20 protein-coding genes are annotated in these 20,418 nt (G+C 65.6%); 19 read left to right on the top strand and 1 reads right to left on the bottom strand.

What is annotated here, in order from left to right; all coding sequences use genetic code 11:
• The first annotated feature begins 12 nt into the window (after window positions 1-12).
• From NX780_RS00740 to NX780_RS00655, 18 genes are all read left to right on the top strand, one after another.
• Entirely contained in the window at window positions 13-135 is a 123-nt protein-coding gene (locus NX780_RS00740; protein WP_258825954.1) for an entericidin A/B family lipoprotein, read from the top strand.
• Between the two features lie 30 nt (window positions 136-165).
• Entirely contained in the window at window positions 166-813 is a 648-nt protein-coding gene (gene leuD / locus NX780_RS00735) for a 3-isopropylmalate dehydratase small subunit (RefSeq protein ID WP_258825953.1), read from the top strand.
• 12 nt (window positions 814-825) lie between these two features.
• Window positions 826-1,896, top strand: coding sequence for a 3-isopropylmalate dehydrogenase (leuB, locus tag NX780_RS00730; protein WP_258825952.1), 1,071 nt, complete (start codon window positions 826-828; stop codon window positions 1,894-1,896).
• A 43-nt stretch (window positions 1,897-1,939) separates the two neighbouring features.
• Window positions 1,940-3,079, top strand: a complete 1,140-nt coding sequence (gene asd / locus NX780_RS00725) for an aspartate-semialdehyde dehydrogenase (protein ID WP_258825951.1) — start codon at window positions 1,940-1,942, stop codon at window positions 3,077-3,079.
• 281 nt (window positions 3,080-3,360) lie between these two features.
• Complete coding sequence (locus NX780_RS00720; protein ID WP_258825950.1) at window positions 3,361-6,426, top strand: motility hub landmark protein FimV; 3,066 nt, start codon at window positions 3,361-3,363, stop codon at window positions 6,424-6,426.
• Window positions 6,423-7,223, top strand: coding sequence for a tRNA pseudouridine(38-40) synthase TruA (gene truA, locus NX780_RS00715; RefSeq protein WP_258825949.1), 801 nt, complete (start codon window positions 6,423-6,425; stop codon window positions 7,221-7,223). The genes NX780_RS00720 and truA overlap by 4 nt, the downstream gene beginning before the upstream one ends.
• A 13-nt stretch (window positions 7,224-7,236) precedes the next feature.
• The gene (locus tag NX780_RS00710) at window positions 7,237-7,965 is read left to right on the top strand and encodes a phosphoribosylanthranilate isomerase (RefSeq protein WP_258826382.1); all 729 of its coding nucleotides are present in this window, start codon (window positions 7,237-7,239) and stop codon (window positions 7,963-7,965) included.
• On the top strand, window positions 7,919-9,160 hold the full coding sequence (gene trpB, locus NX780_RS00705) for a tryptophan synthase subunit beta (protein ID WP_258825948.1): 1,242 nt from the start codon (window positions 7,919-7,921) through the stop codon (window positions 9,158-9,160). The genes NX780_RS00710 and trpB overlap by 47 nt, the downstream gene beginning before the upstream one ends.
• A gap of 46 nt (window positions 9,161-9,206) precedes the next feature.
• Window positions 9,207-10,004: a tryptophan synthase subunit alpha gene (trpA, locus tag NX780_RS00700; RefSeq protein WP_258825947.1), complete on the top strand. Its 798-nt coding sequence runs from the start codon at window positions 9,207-9,209 to the stop codon at window positions 10,002-10,004.
• A 273-nt stretch (window positions 10,005-10,277) separates the two neighbouring features.
• The gene (locus NX780_RS00695; RefSeq protein ID WP_258825946.1) at window positions 10,278-10,565 is read left to right on the top strand and encodes a hypothetical protein; all 288 of its coding nucleotides are present in this window, start codon (window positions 10,278-10,280) and stop codon (window positions 10,563-10,565) included.
• A gap of 232 nt (window positions 10,566-10,797) precedes the next feature.
• Window positions 10,798-11,670 (top strand): acetyl-CoA carboxylase, carboxyltransferase subunit beta, encoded by an 873-nt coding sequence (gene accD / locus NX780_RS00690; protein ID WP_258825945.1) that lies wholly within the window; start codon window positions 10,798-10,800, stop codon window positions 11,668-11,670.
• Window positions 11,671-11,741: 71 nt separating this feature from the next.
• Window positions 11,742-13,040 (top strand): bifunctional tetrahydrofolate synthase/dihydrofolate synthase, encoded by a 1,299-nt coding sequence (gene folC / locus NX780_RS00685; RefSeq protein WP_258825944.1) that lies wholly within the window; start codon window positions 11,742-11,744, stop codon window positions 13,038-13,040.
• Window positions 13,041-13,052: 12 nt separating this feature from the next.
• Window positions 13,053-13,949 carry an SPOR domain-containing protein gene (locus NX780_RS00680; RefSeq protein WP_258825943.1) on the top strand — a complete coding sequence of 299 codons (897 nt, stop codon included), beginning with the start codon at window positions 13,053-13,055 and terminating at the stop codon, window positions 13,947-13,949.
• Window positions 13,950-13,977: 28 nt separating this feature from the next.
• Window positions 13,978-14,466: a CvpA family protein gene (locus tag NX780_RS00675; protein ID WP_258825942.1), complete on the top strand. Its 489-nt coding sequence runs from the start codon at window positions 13,978-13,980 to the stop codon at window positions 14,464-14,466.
• Between the two features lie 57 nt (window positions 14,467-14,523).
• Window positions 14,524-16,047: an amidophosphoribosyltransferase gene (purF, locus tag NX780_RS00670; RefSeq protein WP_258825941.1), complete on the top strand. Its 1,524-nt coding sequence runs from the start codon at window positions 14,524-14,526 to the stop codon at window positions 16,045-16,047.
• 17 nt (window positions 16,048-16,064) lie between these two features.
• A complete protein-coding gene (locus tag NX780_RS00665) occupies window positions 16,065-17,303 on the top strand; it encodes a cystathionine gamma-synthase family protein (RefSeq protein ID WP_258825940.1) in 1,239 nt (412 codons plus the stop codon).
• Window positions 17,304-17,400: 97 nt separating this feature from the next.
• Window positions 17,401-18,222 (top strand): tetratricopeptide repeat protein, encoded by an 822-nt coding sequence (locus NX780_RS00660; RefSeq protein ID WP_258825939.1) that lies wholly within the window; start codon window positions 17,401-17,403, stop codon window positions 18,220-18,222.
• 97 nt (window positions 18,223-18,319) lie between these two features.
• The gene (locus tag NX780_RS00655; RefSeq protein WP_258825938.1) at window positions 18,320-19,054 is read left to right on the top strand and encodes a tetratricopeptide repeat protein; all 735 of its coding nucleotides are present in this window, start codon (window positions 18,320-18,322) and stop codon (window positions 19,052-19,054) included.
• Window positions 19,055-19,129: 75 nt separating this feature from the next.
• Here NX780_RS00655 and lexA read toward each other — a convergent pair whose 3' ends face one another.
• Window positions 19,130-19,762, bottom strand: a complete 633-nt coding sequence (lexA, locus tag NX780_RS00650; RefSeq protein WP_258825937.1) for a transcriptional repressor LexA — start codon at window positions 19,760-19,762, stop codon at window positions 19,130-19,132.
• A gap of 238 nt (window positions 19,763-20,000) precedes the next feature.
• Between lexA and rpsF the strand changes: the two genes are divergently transcribed.
• Window positions 20,001-20,387, top strand: a complete 387-nt coding sequence (rpsF, locus tag NX780_RS00645) for a 30S ribosomal protein S6 (RefSeq protein ID WP_020656856.1) — start codon at window positions 20,001-20,003, stop codon at window positions 20,385-20,387.
• Window positions 20,388-20,418: the final 31 nt, after the last annotated feature.

Raw genomic sequence — 20,418 nt, 5'->3', positions numbered from 1 at the left:
CACAGGAACATCATGAAGAAAGCATTTGTCATCGCCATCGCCGCCATCGTGCTGAGCGGCTGCAACACCATCTCGGGCATTGGCCGGGACGTGCAGAAGGCCGGCCAGGTCATCACCGGCGCCGGCGGCAAGTAATCAATCAAGAAGAAAAGGCGGAACGATTCAATGGATAAATTCACCGTACACGAAGGCCTGGTGGCGCCGCTCGACCGCGCCAATGTCGACACCGACGCCATCATCCCGAAGCAGTTCCTGAAATCGATCCGCCGCACCGGCTTCGGCCCGAATCTATTCGACGAGTGGCGCTACCTGGACCACGGCGAGCCGGGCCAGGACTGCAGCACCCGTCCGGTGAATCCCGACTTCGTGCTGAACCAGCCGCGCTATGCGGGCGCTTCGATCCTGCTGGCACGCAAGAACTTCGGCTGCGGCTCCTCGCGCGAGCACGCTCCATGGGCCCTGCAGCAGTATGGCTTCCGCGCCATCGTCGCGCCGAGCTTCGCCGACATCTTCTTCAACAACTGCTACAAGAGCGGCCTGCTGCCGATCGTGCTGGGCGAAGAGGAAGTCGACGGCCTGTTCAGGGCGGTCGAAGCGAACCCCGGCTTCAAGCTGGTGGTCGACCTGGCGCAGCAGCGCATCGGAACGAGCGACGGCAGCCTGTCGTACGGCTTCGCCATCGACGAGTTCCGCAAGTACTGCCTGCTGAACGGCCTGGACGACATCGGCCTGACCCTGCGCCACGCCGACGAGATCCGCGCCTTCGAACAACGCCACCTGGCCGCCCAGCCCTGGCTCGCCAACACCATCTAAGAAAGAGAACGCATGAAGATTGCAGTCTTGCCGGGTGACGGCATCGGTCCGGAGATCATCAACGAAGCGGTCAAGGTCCTGGACGCGCTGGGCGAATCCTTCGAACTCGAAACCGCGCAGGTCGGCGGCGCCGGCTACGCCGCCCACGGCCACCCGCTGCCGGAAGGCACCCTGAAACTGGCCAAGGCGGCCGACGCCGTGCTGTTCGGCGCCGTCGGCGACTACCAGTACGACAGCCTCGAGCGCGCCCTGCGTCCCGAGCAGGCCATCCTCGGCTTGCGCAAGGAACTCGGCCTGTTCGCCAACCTGCGTCCGGCCATCCTTTATCCGGAACTTGCGGGCGCATCCACGCTCAAACCCGAGGTCGTGTCGGGCCTGGACATCCTGATCATCCGCGAACTCACCGGCGACATCTATTTCGGCAAGCCGCGCGGCGTGCGCGAATGCCCGGACGGCCCGTTCGCGGGCCAGCGCGAAGGCTTCGACACCATGCGCTATGCCGAAGGCGAGATCCGCCGCATCGCCCACGTGGCCTTCCAGGCCGCGCGCAAGCGCGACTCGCGCGTGACCAGCGTCGACAAGGCCAATGTGCTGGAAACCTTCCAGTTCTGGCGCGACATCGTCACCGATGTGCACAAGGAATACCCCGACGTCGAGCTCGAGCACATGTACGTCGATAACGCGGCCATGCAGCTGGTCCGAGCCCCGAAAAAGTTCGATGTCCTCGTCACTGGTAATATGTTCGGCGATATCCTGTCGGATGCCGCGGCGATGCTGACGGGGTCGATCGGCATGCTGCCGTCCGCCTCGCTCGACGCGAACAGCAAAGGCCTGTACGAGCCGTCGCACGGTTCGGCGCCGGACATCGCCGGCAAGGGCGTGGCCAATCCACTGGCGACCATCCTCTCCGCCGCGATGATGCTGCGCTTCACCTTCGGCAAGACCGAGCAGGCGGACCGCATCGAGAACGCGGTCAAGCGCGTGCTGGCGCAGGGGCTGCGCACCCCGGACATCCACGAGCCGGGCAGCACCAAGGTCGGCACAAAAGAAATGGGCGACGCTGTCGTCGCGGCGCTGGCCTGATGCGTTAATACAAGACTTATATTTTTATACCTGAGGGAAGATAATGAAATTAGTAGGCCTGGTTGGCTGGCGCGGTATGGTGGGCTCGGTCCTGATGCAGCGCATGCAGGAAGAGGGCGATTTCGACCACATCGAGCCGGTGTTCTTCACTACCTCGAACCCGGGCGGCGCCGCGCCGAAGATGGCGAAGAACGAAACCACCCTGAAGAGCGCGACGGACATCGCGGAACTCTCGAAGTGCGAGATCATCATCTCCTGCCAGGGCGGCGACTACACCACGGAAGTGTTCCCGAAACTGCGCGCCAGCGGCTGGAACGGCTACTGGATCGACGCGGCCTCGACCCTGCGCATGAACGACGACGCCGTCATCGTGCTCGATCCGGTCAACAAGGACGTGATCAAGAACGCCATGTCGCGCGGCGTGAAGAACTTCATCGGCGGTAACTGCACCGTGTCCTGCATGCTGATCGGCCTGGGCGGCCTGTTCGAGCAGGGCCTGGTCGAGTGGATGACCTCGATGACCTACCAGGCCGCATCGGGCGGCGGCGCCCAGCACATGCGCGAACTGCTGACCCAGTTCGGCACCATCAACCAGTCGGTCAAGCCGCTGCTGGACGATCCGGCCTCGGCCATCCTCGAGATCGACCGCACCGTGCTGGCGACCCAGCATGGCCTGTCCGCTGAAGAAACGAAACAGTTCGGCGTGCCGCTGGCCGGCAACCTGATCCCCTGGATCGACAAGGACCTGGGCAATGGCCAGTCGAAGGAAGAGTGGAAGGCCGGCGCGGAGACCAACAAGATCTTGGGCCGCGGCGAAGGCTTCGGTAAGGGTGACGCAAATAAGGCGATTCCCGTGGACGGCCTGTGCGTGCGCATCGGCGCGATGCGCTGCCACTCGCAGGCGCTCACCATCAAGCTGACCCGCGATGTGCCGCTCGACGAGATCTCCGACATCATCGCCTCGCACAACCAGTGGGTGAAGGTGGTGCCGAACACCCGCGAAGCCTCGATGCGCGACCTGTCGCCGGCCGCCGTGACCGGCGGCCTGGGCATCCCGGTCGGCCGCCTGCGCAAGCTGGCCATGGGCAACGACTACCTGTCGGCCTTCACCGTCGGCGACCAGCTGCTGTGGGGCGCCGCCGAGCCGCTGCGCCGCATGCTGCGCATCGTGCTGGACAAGTAATCCCGGAGGGTGGGCGGCAGCGCCGTCCACCCTGCGCACCGTATTGGCAGCCTTGCCACACCCGCTGTAAAATTGCTAAGCGCTTGTAATCAAACGCTATCAAACGCCCTCCGCATCGGTCATTCTGGCCACACATCCCTCCCTGCGGCAGCCTCCGTGTGCGCGGGAAGCTTGCATGCTCCAGAGCATGATGATATGTTGAGACTCCCAGGAAATCGTCTTTCCTCCGGCCAACTTTCTTTCGCATCCTGACTATGCCTTTTTCTCACCGTCCTCCGCTCATGGCAACCGCGCTGAAAACAGTCACCGCGGCCGTGGCCAGCGCCGTGCTCCTGTCGTCCGCCGCCTCGGCTGCCGGCCTCGGCAAGCTGACGGTGCTGTCGGCGCTCGGGCAGCCGCTTCGCGCCGAGATCGAACTGACGACGACCGCGGGCGAGGATGCGTCCAGCCTGGCCGTCAAACTGGCTTCGCCGGAAGCCTTCCGCGCGGCGAACATCGAGTTCAACCCGGCCCTGCTGTCGCTGCGCTTCAATGTCGAGCAGCGCGCCGGCCGCCAGATCATCCGCGTCACCTCGACCCAGCCGCTGAACGAGCCTTTCGTCGACATGCTGCTCGAGCTGTCCTGGAATAACGGTCGCCTGGTGCGTGAATACACCTTCCTGCTCGACCCGGCCGAACTGCGCGCCACGCAGCCGGCCCAGGTGGCGGCCGAGGCCCCGCGTCCGGCAGCCCAGCCGCGCGCCGCCCAGCCTGCCGCACCGGTCGCGCAAGCGCCGCAGGAGCAGCCGCGCCGCGAAGCATCCGCACCGCCCCCGCGCGCAGCGGGACCGGCCGTCGACACGCCCACCAGCTACCGCGTGCGCCCGGGCGACACCCTGGGTGGAATCGCGACCCGCCTGAAGCCGTCCGACATCTCGCTCGACATGATGCTGGTGGCGCTGTACCGCGCCAACCCGGACGCCTTCATCGGCCAGAACATGAACCGCCTGAAGTCGGGCCAGATCCTCCGGGTGCCCGATTCGGACACCCTGCGCGGCACGGACAGCGCCGAAGCCGGCGCCATGGTCGTCGCCCACGCGGCCGACTTCAATGCCTACCGCAACAAGCTGGCCGGCCAGGTCGCGAACGCGGCGCCGCAGCGCACCCCGCAGGCGGGCCAGAGCGCGGCCGGCAAGATTACCGCCAAGGTCGAGGAGCGCCCGACCGCCGCCAACGAATCGCAGGACAAGCTGCAGCTGTCGAAAGCCACCCAGCCGACCGCGGGCGCGAACGGCGCGGCAACGGCCACCGCCAGCGCGGAAGATGCGATCGCACGCGAAAAGGAACTGGCCCAGGCACAGGCGCGCGTCAAGGAACTCGAGCGCAACGTCAACGACCTCGAAAAGCTGATGACGGTGAAGAGCCGCGCCGGCAGCGAGGCCGAGAACGCCGCCGCAGCTGCCGCCGGCGCCGTCGCCGGCGTCGACAACACCCCGGCCGCGCAGGCAGCGAAGCCGGCCGCCAAGCCGAGCACCCCGCCGAAGCCCGTCGTGCCGGAAGAGAAGAGCCTGGCCGACACCCTGATGGACAACATCAACATCGTGGCCGGCGGCGCCCTCGTGCTGCTGCTGGCTGCCCTCGGCATCTCGCAGCGCCGCAAGAAGGCGCAGCAGGCCCGTGACCTGGACGCCGAGCCTTCGGTGCTGGGCGTGCCGACCCAGGGCGCGCACTCGCTGTTCGCGGAGGCGGGCGGCCAGAGCGTCGACACCAGCAACAGCGTCTTCAATTCCAGCTTCGCCCCCTCGGCTTCCCAGCTCGACACCAACGAGGTCGATCCGGTCGCCGAAGCCGACGTCTACATCGCCTACGGCCGCGACGCCCAGGCCGAAGAAATCCTCAAGGAGGCCCTGCGCACCCATCCGGAACGCCATCCGGTGCGACTCAAGCTCCTCGAGATCTACGCCGCACGGAAGGACCTGCGCGCTTTTGAAACCCAGGCCAGCGAGCTGTATGGCATGACGCGCGGCCAGGGCGACGAGTGGGCCCAGGCGGCCGCGCTCGGCCAGAGCATCGATCCCGCCAATCCGCTGTACGCCAGCGCCACCGGCGCCACGCCGGTTGCGCCCGCCCAGAGCCCGCAGGAGCGCGACCAGCAGTCGCTGCTGTCCGCGCAACTGGAAGACGCCTTCCGTGGCGGCGCCGCTCCGGCAGCCGTCCTCGGCGCGGGTGCGGCGGCAGGCGCCGCCTATGCCGCGATGGACGAGGACAAGCAGGAAGACGCGACCGCCGTACCGGGCTTCGAGAGCGAGCCGGTGGCCGCGCGCAGCGAGGACAATTCGCTCGACTTCGACCTCGGCGGGCTGACCTTCGAGCCGGTGACGAACAACGAGCCGATCGCGATGAACGGCCCGGATGCCGGCGCGCAGGACGAGACCGCCGTGCCGGACCTGGAATTCGCCCTCGATCCGATCACGCCACCAGACGTCACCGCTGCCCCGGCCCCGGCCGAGGAAGAGCCCTTCGACCTGGCCTTCGACATGAGCTTCGGCGACCCGCAGCCGGCGTCGCAGGATGCGCTGCGCACCGAGGCGCCCGCTGCCGCCGCCCCGGTCGACATGGCCGGCCTGGCCGCCGAGTTCGACCTGCCGCCGCTGCCGGAAGTGGCGCAAGAGCCGGCGTCGAACAATGCGGAGGCACTCGACAAGGATCCGCTGTTCGACCTCGACTCCATGGACTTCGGCCTGCCGCCGACCCCGGCCCAGCCGGCCGCCGTGGCCGAGGCGACGCCTTTCCACGGTGAGGTCCCGGCCATCCTCGGCGCCCCGGCGCCGACCGCCGGCGTCGAGGACCCGCTGTTCGACCTCGACGCCATGGACTTCGGCAGCCCGGCCGAGCCGGCGCCCGCCGCGACCGCCCAGCCGGCGGCGGAACCCTTCGAATTCGATGCGCCGCCGGCGCCGGCAAGCGAGCCGAAGGAAGAGTTCTCCTTCGACCTGGCTGAGCCGGACGCGGGTGATCCCTTCGCGCTGCCGGACACCCCGGCCGCCGCGCCGGCCATTGTTGCCACCCCGAGCCCGGGCGTGCCGGTCGAGCCGGCCTTCGACATGGCCGACATCGACCTCGAGCTGCCTGACTTCGACCGCGCCGGGGCCGTAGCTGCGCCAGCCCTGCCGGAAGTCGGCGAGGCGCTCGAACCGGCCGCCATGTCGCCCGAGCACATGGAGATGGAAACCAAGCTCGATCTCGCGATCGCCTACCAGGAAATCGGTGACAAGGAAGGCGCACGCGAACTGCTCGACGAAGTCATCAAGGGTGGCAGCAGCGAGCAGGTGAGCAAGGCCAGCGCCATGCGCTCCCTGCTGGCGTGAGGCGCATCGCCCTTGGTGTCCAGTACGTAGGCACCGCCTGGAACGGCTACCAGAAGCAGCCGGCGCGCAATACCGTCCAGGACCAGCTCGAGATCGCGCTCGAGAAGTTCGCCTGCACGCACCTGGGCACCACCTGCGCGGGCCGCACCGACGCGGGTGTGCACGGCATCGAGCAGGTGGTCCACTTCGACACGGAGTTGGACCGCGCCATGCAGAGCTGGGTGCGCGGCGTGAACGCCTTCCTGCCCGACTCGATCGTGGTGCGCTGGGCGCATGAAGTCCAGCCCGATGCGGAGGGCAACGAGTTCCACGCGCGCTTCTCGGCGCGCTCGCGCACCTACCACTATGTGCTCTACAACCACCCGAATCCATCGAGCCTGCTGGCCGGACGGGCAGGGTGGACTTTCCGTCCGCTGGACGTGGAGCGCATGCGCGAAGCGGGCCAGTACCTGATCGGCGAGCACGATTTCTCGGCCTTCCGGGCTTCAGGCTGCCAGGCCAACTCTCCGGTCAAGCAGATGCACGAGGTGGGCATCCAGCGCCATGGCGACGTGATCGTGTTCACGGTGCGCGCCAGCGCCTTCCTGCACCACATGGTGCGCAATATCGTCGGTTCGCTCATCTATGTGGGCACGGGCCGCAACGAACCAGGCTGGATGAAGGAAGTGCTGGAAAGCCGTTCGCGCGACGTCGCCGCGCCGACTTTCATGCCGGACGGCCTGTATCTGGCCAGGATCGATTACGATCCGAAGTGGGGACTGCCGCAGGAGCCGGCGTCGCCGCTGCCCTGGCTGTAAGCAGCCCAAAAGGATCATCATGCAACGCACCCGTATCAAGATTTGCGGCATCACGCGCCCTGAAGACCTGCGTGCGGCCGTCGCGCTAGGGGCTGATGCGCTGGGTTTCGTGTTCTATCCGAAGAGCCCGCGCTACGTCACGCCCGAGCAGGCTGCCGAGCTGTGCGCCGCGCTGCCGCCCTATGTGAGCGCGGTGGCGCTGTTCGTGAACGCGACGGTGGACGAGGTGAGGGCGGTGGCGCAGCAGGCGCCGCTGGCGCTGATCCAGTTCCACGGCGATGAAACTGCCGAGCGGTGCGCCGAACTGGCTGCCGCGGTGTCGCGCCCATTCGTGCGGGCCTTCCGCGTCAGGCCGGACACAAGCCCGGATGAACTGCTAGAATATGAGCGCACATACCGCGCCGCCAGCCCCTGGTTCTCCGGCCTCCTGCTGGACACCTGGGTCGACGCCTACGGCGGCGCAGGAAAGGTTTTCGATTGGTCTCTCGTCCCAAAAGAGCTCGCGCCTCGGGTCGTTTTGAGTGGTGGCTTGAACGTACAAAACGCGACTGACGCGGTAGTACGTGTTCGTCCCTTCGCGGTCGACGTCAGCAGTGGCGTCGAGGCGCAGAAGGGCATCAAGGACGCCCGCAGGATTGCCGACTTCATCGCGGCAGTGCGGGGCGCCGACGCCATCATTTCGAGTGAGAACCATCATGAAAGACCGTCCGAGCGGGAACAACCCGCTGTTCCAGACTCCTGATTACCAGCTGCCCGACCAGAGCGGGCACTTCGGTCCCTACGGCGGCAGCTTTGTCGCCGAAACCCTGTCGCACGCACTGGCCGAGCTGAACGAAGCCTATGCGCGCTTCTCGCAGGATCCCGAATTCCTCGAAGAATTCCGCTACGAGCTGGCCCACTTCGTCGGCCGTCCCTCGCCCGTCTACCACGCACGCCGCTGGTCAAGCCAGGGCGGCGGCGCCCAGATCTTCTTCAAGCGCGAAGACCTCAACCATACGGGCGCGCACAAGATCAACAATGTGATCGGCCAGGCCCTGCTGGCGCGCCGCATGGGCAAGAAGCGCATCATCGCCGAGACCGGCGCCGGCCAGCACGGCGTGGCCACCGCCACCATCTGCGCCCGCTTCGGCATGGAATGCGTGGTCTACATGGGCAGCGAAGACGTCAAGCGCCAGGCCCAGAACGTCTACCGCATGAAGCTGCTGGGCGCGACCGTGGTGCCGGTGGAATCGGGCTCGAAGACCCTGAAGGATGCGCTCAACGAAGCGATGCGCGACTGGGTCACCAATATCGAAAACACCTTCTACATCATCGGCACCGTGGCAGGCCCGCACCCCTACCCGATGATGGTGCGTGATTTCCAGTCGGTGATCGGCGAGGAATGCCGCGTGCAGATGCCGGCCATGACCGGCCGCCAGCCGGACTACGTGGTCGCCTGCGTGGGCGGCGGCTCGAACGCCATGGGCATCTTCTACCCCTATATCGACGAGCCGGGCGTGAAGCTGGTCGGCGTCGAGCCGGCGGGCGAGGGGATCGAGACGGGCAAGCATGCGGCGTCCCTGAACGCCGGCATCCCCGGCGTGCTGCACGGGAACCGCACCTACCTGCTGCAGGACGAGAACGGCCAGATCATCGAGACCCATTCGGTGTCGGCGGGCCTGGACTACCCCGGTGTGGGTCCGGAACACGCCTGGCTGAAGGACATCAAGCGCGCCGAGTACGTGACGATCACGGACGAGGAGGCGCTGGCGGCCTTCCACGACTGCTGCCGCATCGAAGGCATCATCCCGGCGCTCGAGTCCTCGCATGCGATCGCCTACGCGGTGAAGCTGGCGCCGACCCTGCCGAAGGACCAGCTCATCCTGGTCAACCTGTCGGGCCGGGGCGACAAGGACATGCACACGGTGGCGCAAAGGATGGGGCTGGATTTCAGCTGACCTCCTGTGCTTGCGCTCCCGTGAACCTTTGATAAGAAAGAACAGCATGTCCCGAATCGCTTCGACCTTTGCCGCCCTCAAGGCGGAGAACAAAACCGGCCTCGTCACCTTCATCACCGCGGGCGACCCCGGCCCCGAACTGACCGTGCCCCTCATGCACGCCCTGGTGGAAGGGGGCGCGGACGTCCTCGAACTGGGCGTTCCGTTTTCCGATCCCATGGCCGAGGGCCCGGTCATCCAGCGCGCCTGCGAGCGCGCACTGAAGTTCAATATCGGCCTGCAGGACGTCTTCGGGTTCGTGCGCGAATTCCGCAGGACGAACACGACGACCCCGGTTGTGTTGATGGGCTACGCCAACCCCATCGAGCGCATCGGCCCCGAGAACTTCATCCGCTGCGCAAAGGAGGCCGGCGCCGACGGCGCCATCGTGGTCGACTACCCGCCGGAAGAGTGCGCGGCCTTCGCCGAGTCCATGCGTGCCAACGACCTCGACCTGATCTTCCTGCTGGCGCCCACGTCGACCACCAGACGCGTGCAGCAGGTGGCCCAGTACGGCAGCGGTTTCAGCTACTACGTCTCCTTGAAAGGCGTGACGGGCGCCGGCAGCATCGACACCGCCGAGGTTGCGCGCCGCGTGAGCGCGATCCGCGAGCACGTGAAGCTGCCGATCGGCGTCGGCTTCGGGATCCGCGACGGCGCCACCGCGCGCGCCGTCGCCGAGGTAGCCGATGCCGTCGTGATCGGCAGCCGCATCATCCAGGAGCTCGAGTCGGTGCCGAAGGAGAAGGCTGTGGAAGCGGTCCGCGACTTCACCTCCGGCATCCGCAGCGCATTGGACGCCTGAGCATCCTGAGCTCGCCCTTGGCATACGTCAACCTCGGTGTCAGGTCTGACATTCAGACACGAGCTCAACCGTTGCTTGCGATAACGGTCGAGCCCGTGTCCGTTTGTCAGACCTGACACTGGCTGTGAAGGTTTGACGCCGCAGTCGTTGCCAGCACCCCTTTCGATTTGTTGCTGCATCGCAAGATGCGCCTTGTGCTGGCGCGTGTTGCCCGCCGCGGATCGCAGTACAGTGGATCGGTATTTCCGATAAACATCCTCACTGGATCCTGCAATGAAAATACAAATTGTGAACGTATCCGTTGCCCAGTCGGCCAAGGTCGTGGCCGTGTTGTACACGGTGATCTCCTTGCCTGTGCTGCTGATCATGGCGCTCGCCGGGGCATTCCAGGGCAACCTCGGTGTGGTCCTCCTGGCCGTCGTGATCGCGCCGCTCATCTACGGCGCGATCACTTTTCTGTTCGCCAGCCTGGGAGCCTGGCTCTACAACGTGGTTGCCCGCTGGGTCGGCGGCTTTGAATACAGCATCAAGGAAATGCCGGAAACCCGCGTGCAGGCCTGAGTTGCCGCAGCCACGGATTCAATCTGCCTTGCTGTCCGGGACGCCATTCATGGCGTCCTTTTTTACGTGCCACGCATCGTGATCCTAGCGAAGATTGGCGCCTCCAGTGTCGAGAAGATCAGATCCGCCGCATGATGTCTGAATGCTAATTGTCTGACTGGCATCATTCGACAAGCGGGGCGCTTGCGGCTACACTACCGCCACCTCGAAGACTTGCCGCAAAGGAGAACAGATGAGTTGGCTAGAAAAACTGCTGCCCCCAAGGATCCAGCGCTCCGATGCCGCCAATCGCAAAACCATGCCGGAAGGCCTGTGGGTCAAGTGCCCGTCGTGCGAAGCGGTGCTCTACCGCGCCGACCTGGAGTCGAACCTGCACGTGTGCCCGAAGTGCGACCACCACATGCGCATCCGCGCCCGCGAGCGCCTGGATAGCCTGCTCGATGAAGGCGGCCGCTACGACATCGGCCAGGAAACCCTGCCGGTCGACACCCTGAAATTCAAGGATTCCAAGAAATACCCGGACCGCCTCAAGCAGGCCATGGACGCCACCGGCGAGACCGATGCCCTGATCGTGCAGGGCGGTTCGATCATGAGCCTGCCGGTCGTCGTCGCCTGCTTCGAATTCGAATTCATGGGCGGCTCGATGGGCTCCGTGGTCGGCGAGCGCTTCGCCCGTGGCGCGCAGGTCGCGCTGGAGCAGAAGGTGCCCTTCATCTGCATCACCGCCACCGGCGGCGCCCGCATGCAGGAAGGCCTGCTGTCGCTGATGCAGATGGCCAAGACCACCGCCATGCTGACCAAGCTGTCCGAGAAGAAGCTCCCGTTCATTAGCGTGCTGACCGATCCGACCATGGGCGGCGTCTCGGCCTCGTTCGCCTTCATGGGCGACGTCGTCATTGCCGAGCCGAAGGCCCTGATCGGCTTCGCCGGCCCGCGCGTGATCGAGAACACCGTGCGCGAAAAACTGCCGGAAGGCTTCCAGCGCGCCGAGTTCCTGGTCCAGAAGGGCGCCGTCGACATGATCGTCGACCGCCGCAAGATGCGCGAAGAGATCGCGCGCCTCCTGGCCCTGCTGCAGAACCAGGCCGCCGACGTCCTGGCCTGATCCATCCCATCGGTGCGGGCGCCGCGCGTCCGCACCGGCGCCTCGCGCGCACCACCGAAGTGCTCCCATCTATGTCCCAATTACCGACCACCTTGCCCGACTGGCTGGCGCTGCTCGAGTCGCGCCATGCCGAAACCCATATCGACATGGGCCTTGACCGCGTGCGCGCCGTCAAGGAGCGCATGCAGCTCGCTTTTGAGTGCCCCGTGATCATGGTGGCGGGCACCAACGGCAAGGGCTCGACCTGCGCCATGCTGGAAGCCATGCTGCTGCAGTCCGGCTACCGCGTGGGCCTCTACATCAAGCCGCATTTCCTCGACTTCAACGAGCGCGCCCGCATCAATGGCGAGATGGCATCGAACGAGGCGCTGGTGGAGGCCTTCGATGCGGTCGAAAGCGTGCGCGGCGGAATCTCGCTGACCTATTTCGAATTCACCACGCTGGCGATCATGCACCTGATCTCGAAAGCCGGCGTGGACGTGGCCATCCTCGAAGTCGGCCTGGGCGGACGCCTGGACGCCGTCAACGTGATCGACGCCGACGTGGCCATCGTGACCAGCGTCGATATCGACCACACCGACTACCTCGGCGACACCCGCGAGAAGATCGGCTTCGAGAAAGCCGGCATCTTCCGCCCGGGCAAAGCCGCCATCTGCAGCGACCCGGTGCCCCCGGCAACGCTCATCCAGCACGCGCAAGACATCGGCGCCGACCTGTGGCTGCTGGGGCGCGACTTCAACTACCAGGGCGACCAGCAGCAGTGGAGCTATGGCGGGCGCGGACAGCGCCGCAACTCGCTGGCGTATCCGGCCCTGCGCGGCGCCAACCAGCTGCTCAACGCCTCCGCCGCCCTGGCCGCCCTCGAGGTGCTGCGCCTGCAGCTGCCCTGCGGCGCCCAGGAAGTGCGCGCCGGCCTGGCCATGGTCGAGCTGCCGGGCCGCTTCCAGGTGCTGCCGGGCCGCCCGACCCAGGTGCTGGACGTGGCGCACAACCCGCACGCCGCGGCCACGCTGGCCCAGAACCTCGGCAATATGGGCTTCCACCGCTACACCTATGCGGTGTTCGGCATCATGGAAGACAAGGACATCGACGCCGTGATCGCCCCGATGGCCCAGTACATCGACCACTGGTGCGTCACCGCGCTTCCCTCGCCACGCTCGGCCGACCCGGCCAGGCTGGTGGAAAAGCTCGCGCAACTGAAGCCCGCGGGCGCGAAGGGGGACGATTTTTCGGTCACCGCCTTCTCCAATCCGGCCGAGGCCTATGCGAATGCCGTGAGCCGCGCAGGGGAGAATGATAGAATTGTGGTCTTTGGCTCGTTCTATACGGTCGCCGGCGTGATGGCGGCCCGCAAAAACTCTCTTCACTGATACTAGAAACGCATGGGCTTGTTCTCGTTCGGTAGCAAAAACAAGCAAGACACTGCTCGGGACAGCGGTCATTTCGTCAAGGACGACGATGCCGCCTACGGCCAGCAGGCCCGCGCCAAGCGCGCGTCGCACGCGGGCGAAGGGGCGCGCAGCAAGCGCGGCGCCGACCCCATCCTGCCCGAGAAGAAGCGCGCGCGCCGCCGCCTGGTGGGCGCGATCGCGCTGGCGCTGGCAGCGGCCGTCGGCCTGCCGATGCTACTCGATTCCGAGCCCAAGCCGCTCGGCACCGACATCGCCATCAACATTCCGGCCAAGGACAAGGCGGCCCCGCTGCCGGTGCCGGCAGCCAGCACCGTCGACAGCGGCGAGGAAATCGTCGAGCCGCAGGACGCCGCGCCCGCCGAGGCTGAAGTGGCGCCTGTCGAGCCGCCACCGCCGCCGCTGCGCACGCTCGAGACCCCGCGCGCCGAAGCGCCCGCGGCCAGGCCCGAGCCGGTGAAGCCCGAACCGTCGAAGCCCGAGCCCAAGCGCAAACCCGAAGAAACCCACCCGAAGGTGGCCGAGCTCGAAACGAAGAAGATCGAGAAGCCGGCCGCCAAGCCCGTGGAAGCGAAGCCGCCGGTGGCGAAGGATGAGGCGGCCCGCGCCATGGCCATCCTCGAAGGCAAGCCGGCCGTGAAGGCCGCGGGCCCGTCGCAGAAGTACGTGGTGCAGGTGGCCGCGCTGGCGACCCAGGAAAAGGTCAACGAGCTGCAGGGCCGCCTGCGCGCCGCCGGCGTGTCGTCCTTCACCGAGAAGAACGGTGAGCTGATCCGCGTGCGCGTGGGCCCGTACACGAAGGAAGAGGGCGAAAAAATCCGCTCGAAGCTGATTGCCATGGGCCTGTCGGGCACCATGGTCCCGCTCTGAAGGGCAGTGTGATGCAGGGTGTCGTGGCGTGACGATTTTTGACTACCTGGTCCTGTTTGTATTGATTTCGTCGGTCGTCATCTCAACACTGCGCGGCCTGGTCAAGGAAATCCTCTCGCTGCTGGGCTGGATCGTGGCCTTCGTGGTGGCCAATGCCTACGGCGCGAAGCTGGCGCCGATGCTGCCCGAGCTGCTGCCGGGCGAGACGGCGCGCCTGATCATGGCCTTCGTCGTGCTCTTCCTCGGCGTGCGCATCCTCATGGGCCTGCTGTCGCTGGCGATCGGCGCCGTGATCACCGCCACCGGCCTCACGCTCGCGGATCGCGGCCTGGGAGGTTTGTTCGGCCTGGCGCGCGGCATTGTAATCGTGCTGGCCGCCGTCATATTGTGCGGGATGACGTCCATCCCGCAGCAGGATTTCTGGAGGAACGCGCTGCTGTCGCCGATGGCGGAAACGGGCGCGCGGACGGTCAAGCCCTTCCTTCCCGCTGCGCTCGCGCAGCACGTCCGATATTAGGCAACGAGATTCAAGTTTCATTTTTTGCAATCAGCAGTCCAGCTTTAGGAGCACACCATGTGTGGCATCGTCGGCGTCGTCTCGAACAATCCCGTCAACCAGCTTCTCTACGATGCGTTGCTGCTGCTGCAGCACCGCGGCCAGGACGCGGCGGGCATCGCGACCAATCACAGCAGCATGTTCTCGATGTACAAGGCCAACGGCCTGGTGCGCGATGTGTTCCGCACCCGGAACATGCGTTCGCTCCAGGGGAATACCGGCATCGGCCACTGCCGCTACCCGACCGCGGGTTCCTCGAGCGAAGAGGAAGCGCAGCCGTTCTACGTGAATGCGCCCTTCGGCATCACGCTGGCGCACAACGGCAACCTGACCAACCAGGCCGCGCTCAAGGAAGAGCTGTTCCGTAACGACCGCCGCCACATCAACACCGACTCCGATTCGGAAGTGCTGCTCAATGTGCTGGCCCACGAGATCCAGGAAGCGGCCGACGGCTACAACCTGAGCACCGACGCGGTGTTCAAGGCCGTCAGCGCGGTGCATCGCCGCGTGCGCGGCGCCTATGCGGTAGTGGCCCAGATCGCCGGCCACGGCATGCTGGCCTTCCGCGACCCCTTCGGCATCCGTCCGCTGTGCCTGGGCGTGAACGAGGGCGAGCATGGCGTCGAGTACCTGGTGGCCAGCGAATCGGTGGCCCTGGAAGGCCTGGGCTTCCGCTTCGTGCGCGACATCGCGCCGGGCGAGGCCATCTTCATCGACAACGATAGCAAGCTGCACGAGCGGCAATGTGCAGAAAACCCCAGCCTGAACCCCTGCGCCTTCGAATTCGTGTACCTCGCCCGTCCTGATTCGGTCATCGACGGCGCCTCGGTCTACGCGACCCGCCTGCGCATGGGCGAATACCTGGCCGACAAGATCCGCAAGGAGATCCCGGAAGGCGAGATCGACGTGGTCATGCCGATCCCCGATTCCTCGCGTCCGGCCGCGATCCAGCTGGCCCTGAAGCTGGGCGTCGAGTACCGCGAAGGCTTCATCAAGAACCGCTACATCGGCCGCACCTTCATCATGCCGGGCCAGGGCATGCGCAAGAAATCGGTGCGCCAGAAGCTCAATGCGATCGCCGCCGAGTTCAAGGACAAGAACGTGCTGCTGGTCGACGACTCCATCGTGCGCGGCACCACCAGCCGCGAGATCGTGCAGATGGCGCGCGACGCCGGCGCCCGCAAGGTCTTCTTCGCCTCGGCCGCGCCGCCGGTGCTCTACCCGAACGTGTACGGCATCGACATGCCGACCCGCGACGAGCTGATCGCCCACGGCCGCACCGTGGAAGAGGTGTGCAAGGAGATCACCGCCGACCGCCTGGTCTACCAGGACGTCGACGCCCTCAAGCGCGCCATCTCGGATGTCAACCCGGCGCTCAAGAACTTCGAGGCTTCCTGCTTCGACGGCGTCTACGTGACGGGCGACGTGACCCCGGAATACCTGGACCGCCAGGAGACCGCGCGCCACAATCCGAAGAAGAACCAGGTCGAGGACCCGGTGCGCACCCAGCTGAACCTGAACACGCCGGCAGTGACCGAATAAGTGGAGTAGGAAGCGCCATGAGCGATCAGAAGTACGGTTTCACCACCACCGTCCTGCACAACGACCGCAGGAAGAGCATCGAGCAGGGCTCGCTGCACAAGCCGGTGCACACCTCGGTGGCCTTCGGCTACGGCGATGCGCGCCAGCTGGCCTCGGTCTTCCAGGGCAAGGAGCCGGGCTTCCGCTATGGCCGCCAGGGCAATCCGACGGTCGGTGCGCTCGAGGACAAGATCACCAAGATGGAAGACGGTGTCGGCACGCTCTGTTTCGCGACCGGCATGGGCGCCATCGGCGCCCTGTTCCAGGCCCTGTTGAAGGCGGGCGACCACATCGTCTCGTCCTCCTTCCTGTTCGGGAACACCAACAGCCTGTGGCAGACGGTGGCGGGGCAGGGCGTGGCGGTGGACTTCGTCGACGCGACCGATGTGGCGCACGTGGAAGCGGCGCTCAAGCCGGATACCCGCATGGTGTTTGTGGAGACCATCGCCAATCCGCGCACCCAGGTCGCCGACCTGGCCCGCATCGGCCAGCTGTGCCGCGAGCGCGGCATCCTCTACGTGGTCGACAACACCATGACCACGCCCTACCTCTTCCGTCCGAAGAGCGTGGGTGCGGGCCTGGTGGTGAACTCGCTGACCAAGTCGATCGGCGGCCACGGCAACGCGCTGGGCGGCGCCCTCACCGACACCGGCCTGTTCGACTGGAGCGCCTACCCGAACATCGCGCAGAACTTCCGCAAGCAGCCGGCCGCCAACCAGGGCCTGGCCCAGCTGCGCGCCAAGGCCCTGCGCGACTTCGGCGCGGCCCTGGGCCCGGAAGCGGCCCACCACATCGCGGTCGGCGCCGAGACCCTGGCCCTGCGCATGGAGCGCACCAGCGCCAATGCGCTGGCGCTGGCGCAGATGCTGGAGAGTGACGACCGGGTGTCCGCCGTCCACTACCCGGGCCTGGCTTCGCACCCGCAGCACGGCATCACGCGCGAACTGTTCCGCGCGGGCGGTTCGCTGCTCAGCTTCGAGCTGAAGGAGAACATCGATCCCTTCGACTACCTGAATCGCCTCAAGCTTGCCATCCCGGCCAGCAACCTGGGCGACACGCGCACCCTGGTGATCCCGGTGGCGCACACCATCTTCTTCGAGATGGGCCCCGAGCGCCGCGCCAGCATGGGCATCGCCGAGTCCCTGATCCGGGTCTCGGTGGGCATCGAGGACACCGAGGATCTGCTCGAAGACTTCCGCGCTGCCCTATCTGCATGAAATCGTAACGAATTACCGTCATCCCCCCTTCGGAGCTTGAGCGAGGCAAGTCTCCGTTCTAGGATGTACTCCTAATTACAATATTTGGAGGGTAATCATGCGGAGAATCCTGTTGTCCCTGATGTTCGTCAGCTGCGGCGCCCTGGCCGCGGATGATCTGGCGGAGGCGAACCGGCTGCTGGCCGCCAAGGACTACGGCAAGGCGATGGCAATGTTTACCCGCCTCGCCGGCGCCGGCAATCCGGACGCGCAGCTGCGCCTGGGCGAAATGCACTGGTTCGGCGAAGGCACCGGCGAGGACCTGGACGCCGCGCGGCGCTGGTTCGAGAAGTCGGCGGCGGCCGGCAATCTGGGCGCGAAGGATTCGCTGGCTGTCCTCGACCGGCGCAAGGCCCGCGGCGCCGAGATTGTCTACTGGACCCAGCAATACGACGGCGCCGACCTGCGTTCAGGCAAATTCGACTGCCCGCTGCCGGCGATTCCGGCCGCTTCGAAGACCAACGAGGAGATCAAGGCCACCAAGGAGGCGATCGACAGCTGGCGCTCCTGCCAACAGGGCTTCATGGCCAATTTCAATGCGACGGTCTCGAGCGGCAAGCATATTCCCGCCGAGGTGCTGGGCATGATGACGCCATCGGAAGTCAAGCGCGCCCGGGACCATGTGCAGGCGGTCTATGCCAGCCTGAAGGCGAACGCCATCGCGGACGTCAACACCATCGCCAGCAGGCAGCTGGAATGGCACAAGGCGACGGACGCGCTCGCCAAGGAAGAAAACCAGCGACTGGCCACGCGCGCCGACGAGGAAAAGCGCATGTACATCGAGCAGCAGCGGCGCCAGAACGACGATCGACGCCTGTTGATGGACCGCGCGCGCAGCGTGCCGGCGCCGCCGCCCGTGGTTCCTCCCACGCGACGCTAGCCTTTCCGGCGGCCCCGGCTGCCGGAATTGTTTCAACGGTTGAGCGAGCGGCGCACTTGCCGCTATCATGGGGTTCCATCCCTCACCGTGTGCGACCATGAAGACCAAGCTGTTCCTTGCCTCCCTGCTGCTGTGCGGCGCCGCCTTTGCCGGCGAACTGGAAGACGCCAACGCCCTGTTCGAGAAAAAGGACTACGCGGGCGCAATGAAGCTCTACACCAAGCTGGCCAATGCCGGCAACCCGGCCGCCCAGCAGGCCCTCGGCCAGATGTATTTCTATGGCGAGGCGGGGCAGGTCGACGAGGCCAAGGCGGTGGAACTGTTCAGGAAAGCGGCCGCCAAGGGCAACAAGGTCGCGATCGCCTCGCTCGAGCTGATCGACCAGCGCGCCAAGCGCCGCGCCGACATCGACTACTGGATCAACGGTTATGACGGCGCCGACCTGAAGACGGGCGAGTATCGCTGCGTGGCGCCGCGTATCCCGGCGATGTCGAAGATCAACGCGGACATCGACCGCATCGGCGCCGCCGTGAAGGCCTGGCAGGAGTGCTACAACAAGTATGTCACTCACCTGAACAACGCGATGCCCCTGGCCAAGCGGGTTCCCGCGGACATCCAGAAGCTGATGAACAAGGAAGAAACGGAGAAGTCGAACGCCTACCTGGCCCAGCTGCAGGAAAACCTGAGCGAAGAGGCGAGGGTGAGCTCGAAGCTGCTGCTGGCCGATTTCGACGCCTGGCGCAAGGCAACCGAAAGCTATGTGGAGCAGCACAACAAGATGGTCAAGGACGCCAAGAAGGATTCCTACTGGGCGGACAAGAAGATCCAGTAGATTGGCAGCGCCATGGAAAACGGGGTAGTCGAGGCCGGCGGCTTCGACTACCCCGTCGTCGCGTGAAGCGCGAACTCAGTGCCAGCTGCGCATCAGCCCCACGGCCAGGCCTTCGAGCGCGAACTCGTCGTCCGGCGAGACCTGGATGACCTTGAAGTCGGGATTTTCCGGAATCAGCTCGACCATATTGCCGGTCTTGCGGTAGCGCTTGACGGTGACTTCCTCGCCCAGGCGGGCGACCACGATCTGGCCGTTCTTGGCGCTGTCGATCTTCTTGACCGCGAGGAAGTCGCCGTCGCAGATGCCGGCATCGCGCATCGACCAGCCCTTGACCTTCAGCAGGAAGTCCGGACGGGCCGAGAACATGGCCGCGTCGACGGAATAGGTGGCTTCCACGTGCTCCTGGGCCAGGATGGGCGAACCGGCGGCGACGCGGCCGACCAGCGGCAGCGACATCATGAGTGCCGGCGGCGGCATCGGGATCTGTTCGACCGAGGCGCCGACGAGGCGGATGCCGCGCGAGGTGCCCGGCGAGATTTCGATGGCGCCCTTGCGCGCCAGCGCCTGCAGGTGTTCTTCGGCAGCATTGGCCGACTTGAAGCCCAGTTCGGCCGCTATTTCGGCGCGGGTCGGCGGGAAACCGGTGTTCTCGATCGCTTCCTTGATCAGGTTGAGGATCTGTTCTTGCCTTGCAGTAAGCTTGAGCATGGGTGTATTACGGCCACGGGTTATATAAACAAACTGTATTTTTGTACAGTATTCCCGGATGCGCAAGGGAAAACACGGGAAAAGTGTAAAAAATTTGTGCAGCGGCGACGAAACGCCCTGCCGCCACGCCATGGTTCCCATTTGCCCGTTTTTCAGGCTATAATAGCCGGCTTACCCTTCCCACACTCGTCTTGACGCCGAGGTGGGCATTTGTTTAAACGTCCTTAAGGAGTGTTGCATGCGTCATTATGAAATCGTTTTTATCGTCCACCCGGACCAGAGCGAGCAAGTTCCGGCGATGATCGAGCGTTACAAGACCACGGTGACCAGCCGCGGCGGTAACATCCATCGCGTGGAAGACTGGGGCCGCCGTCAAATGGCTTACCAGATCCAGAAGCTGCCGAAAGCCCACTACATCTGCATGAACATCGAGTGCGACAACGAGACCCTGGTCGAACTGGAAACCGCATTCAAGTTCAACGATGCCGTCCTGCGTCACCTGACCGTCAAGATGAAGAAGGCCGAAACCGCACCGTCGCCGATGATGAAGTCGGTCCAGCGCGAAGACGCAGCCAAGAGCCACCGCGCTGAAGCAGCAGCTGCTGCCCCGGCGGCCGCGGCTTAAGCTGTCACTGAGTTTTTTCTCGGGAACCTTT

Origin of the sequence: Massilia agri, assembly GCF_024753255.1 — a bacterium.
In the GTDB taxonomy this organism is placed as follows: domain Bacteria; phylum Pseudomonadota; class Gammaproteobacteria; order Burkholderiales; family Burkholderiaceae_D; genus Telluria; species Telluria agri.
The sequence above is the reverse complement of the archived record's forward strand: the minus strand, read 5'-3'. Positions and strand labels throughout refer to the sequence as shown.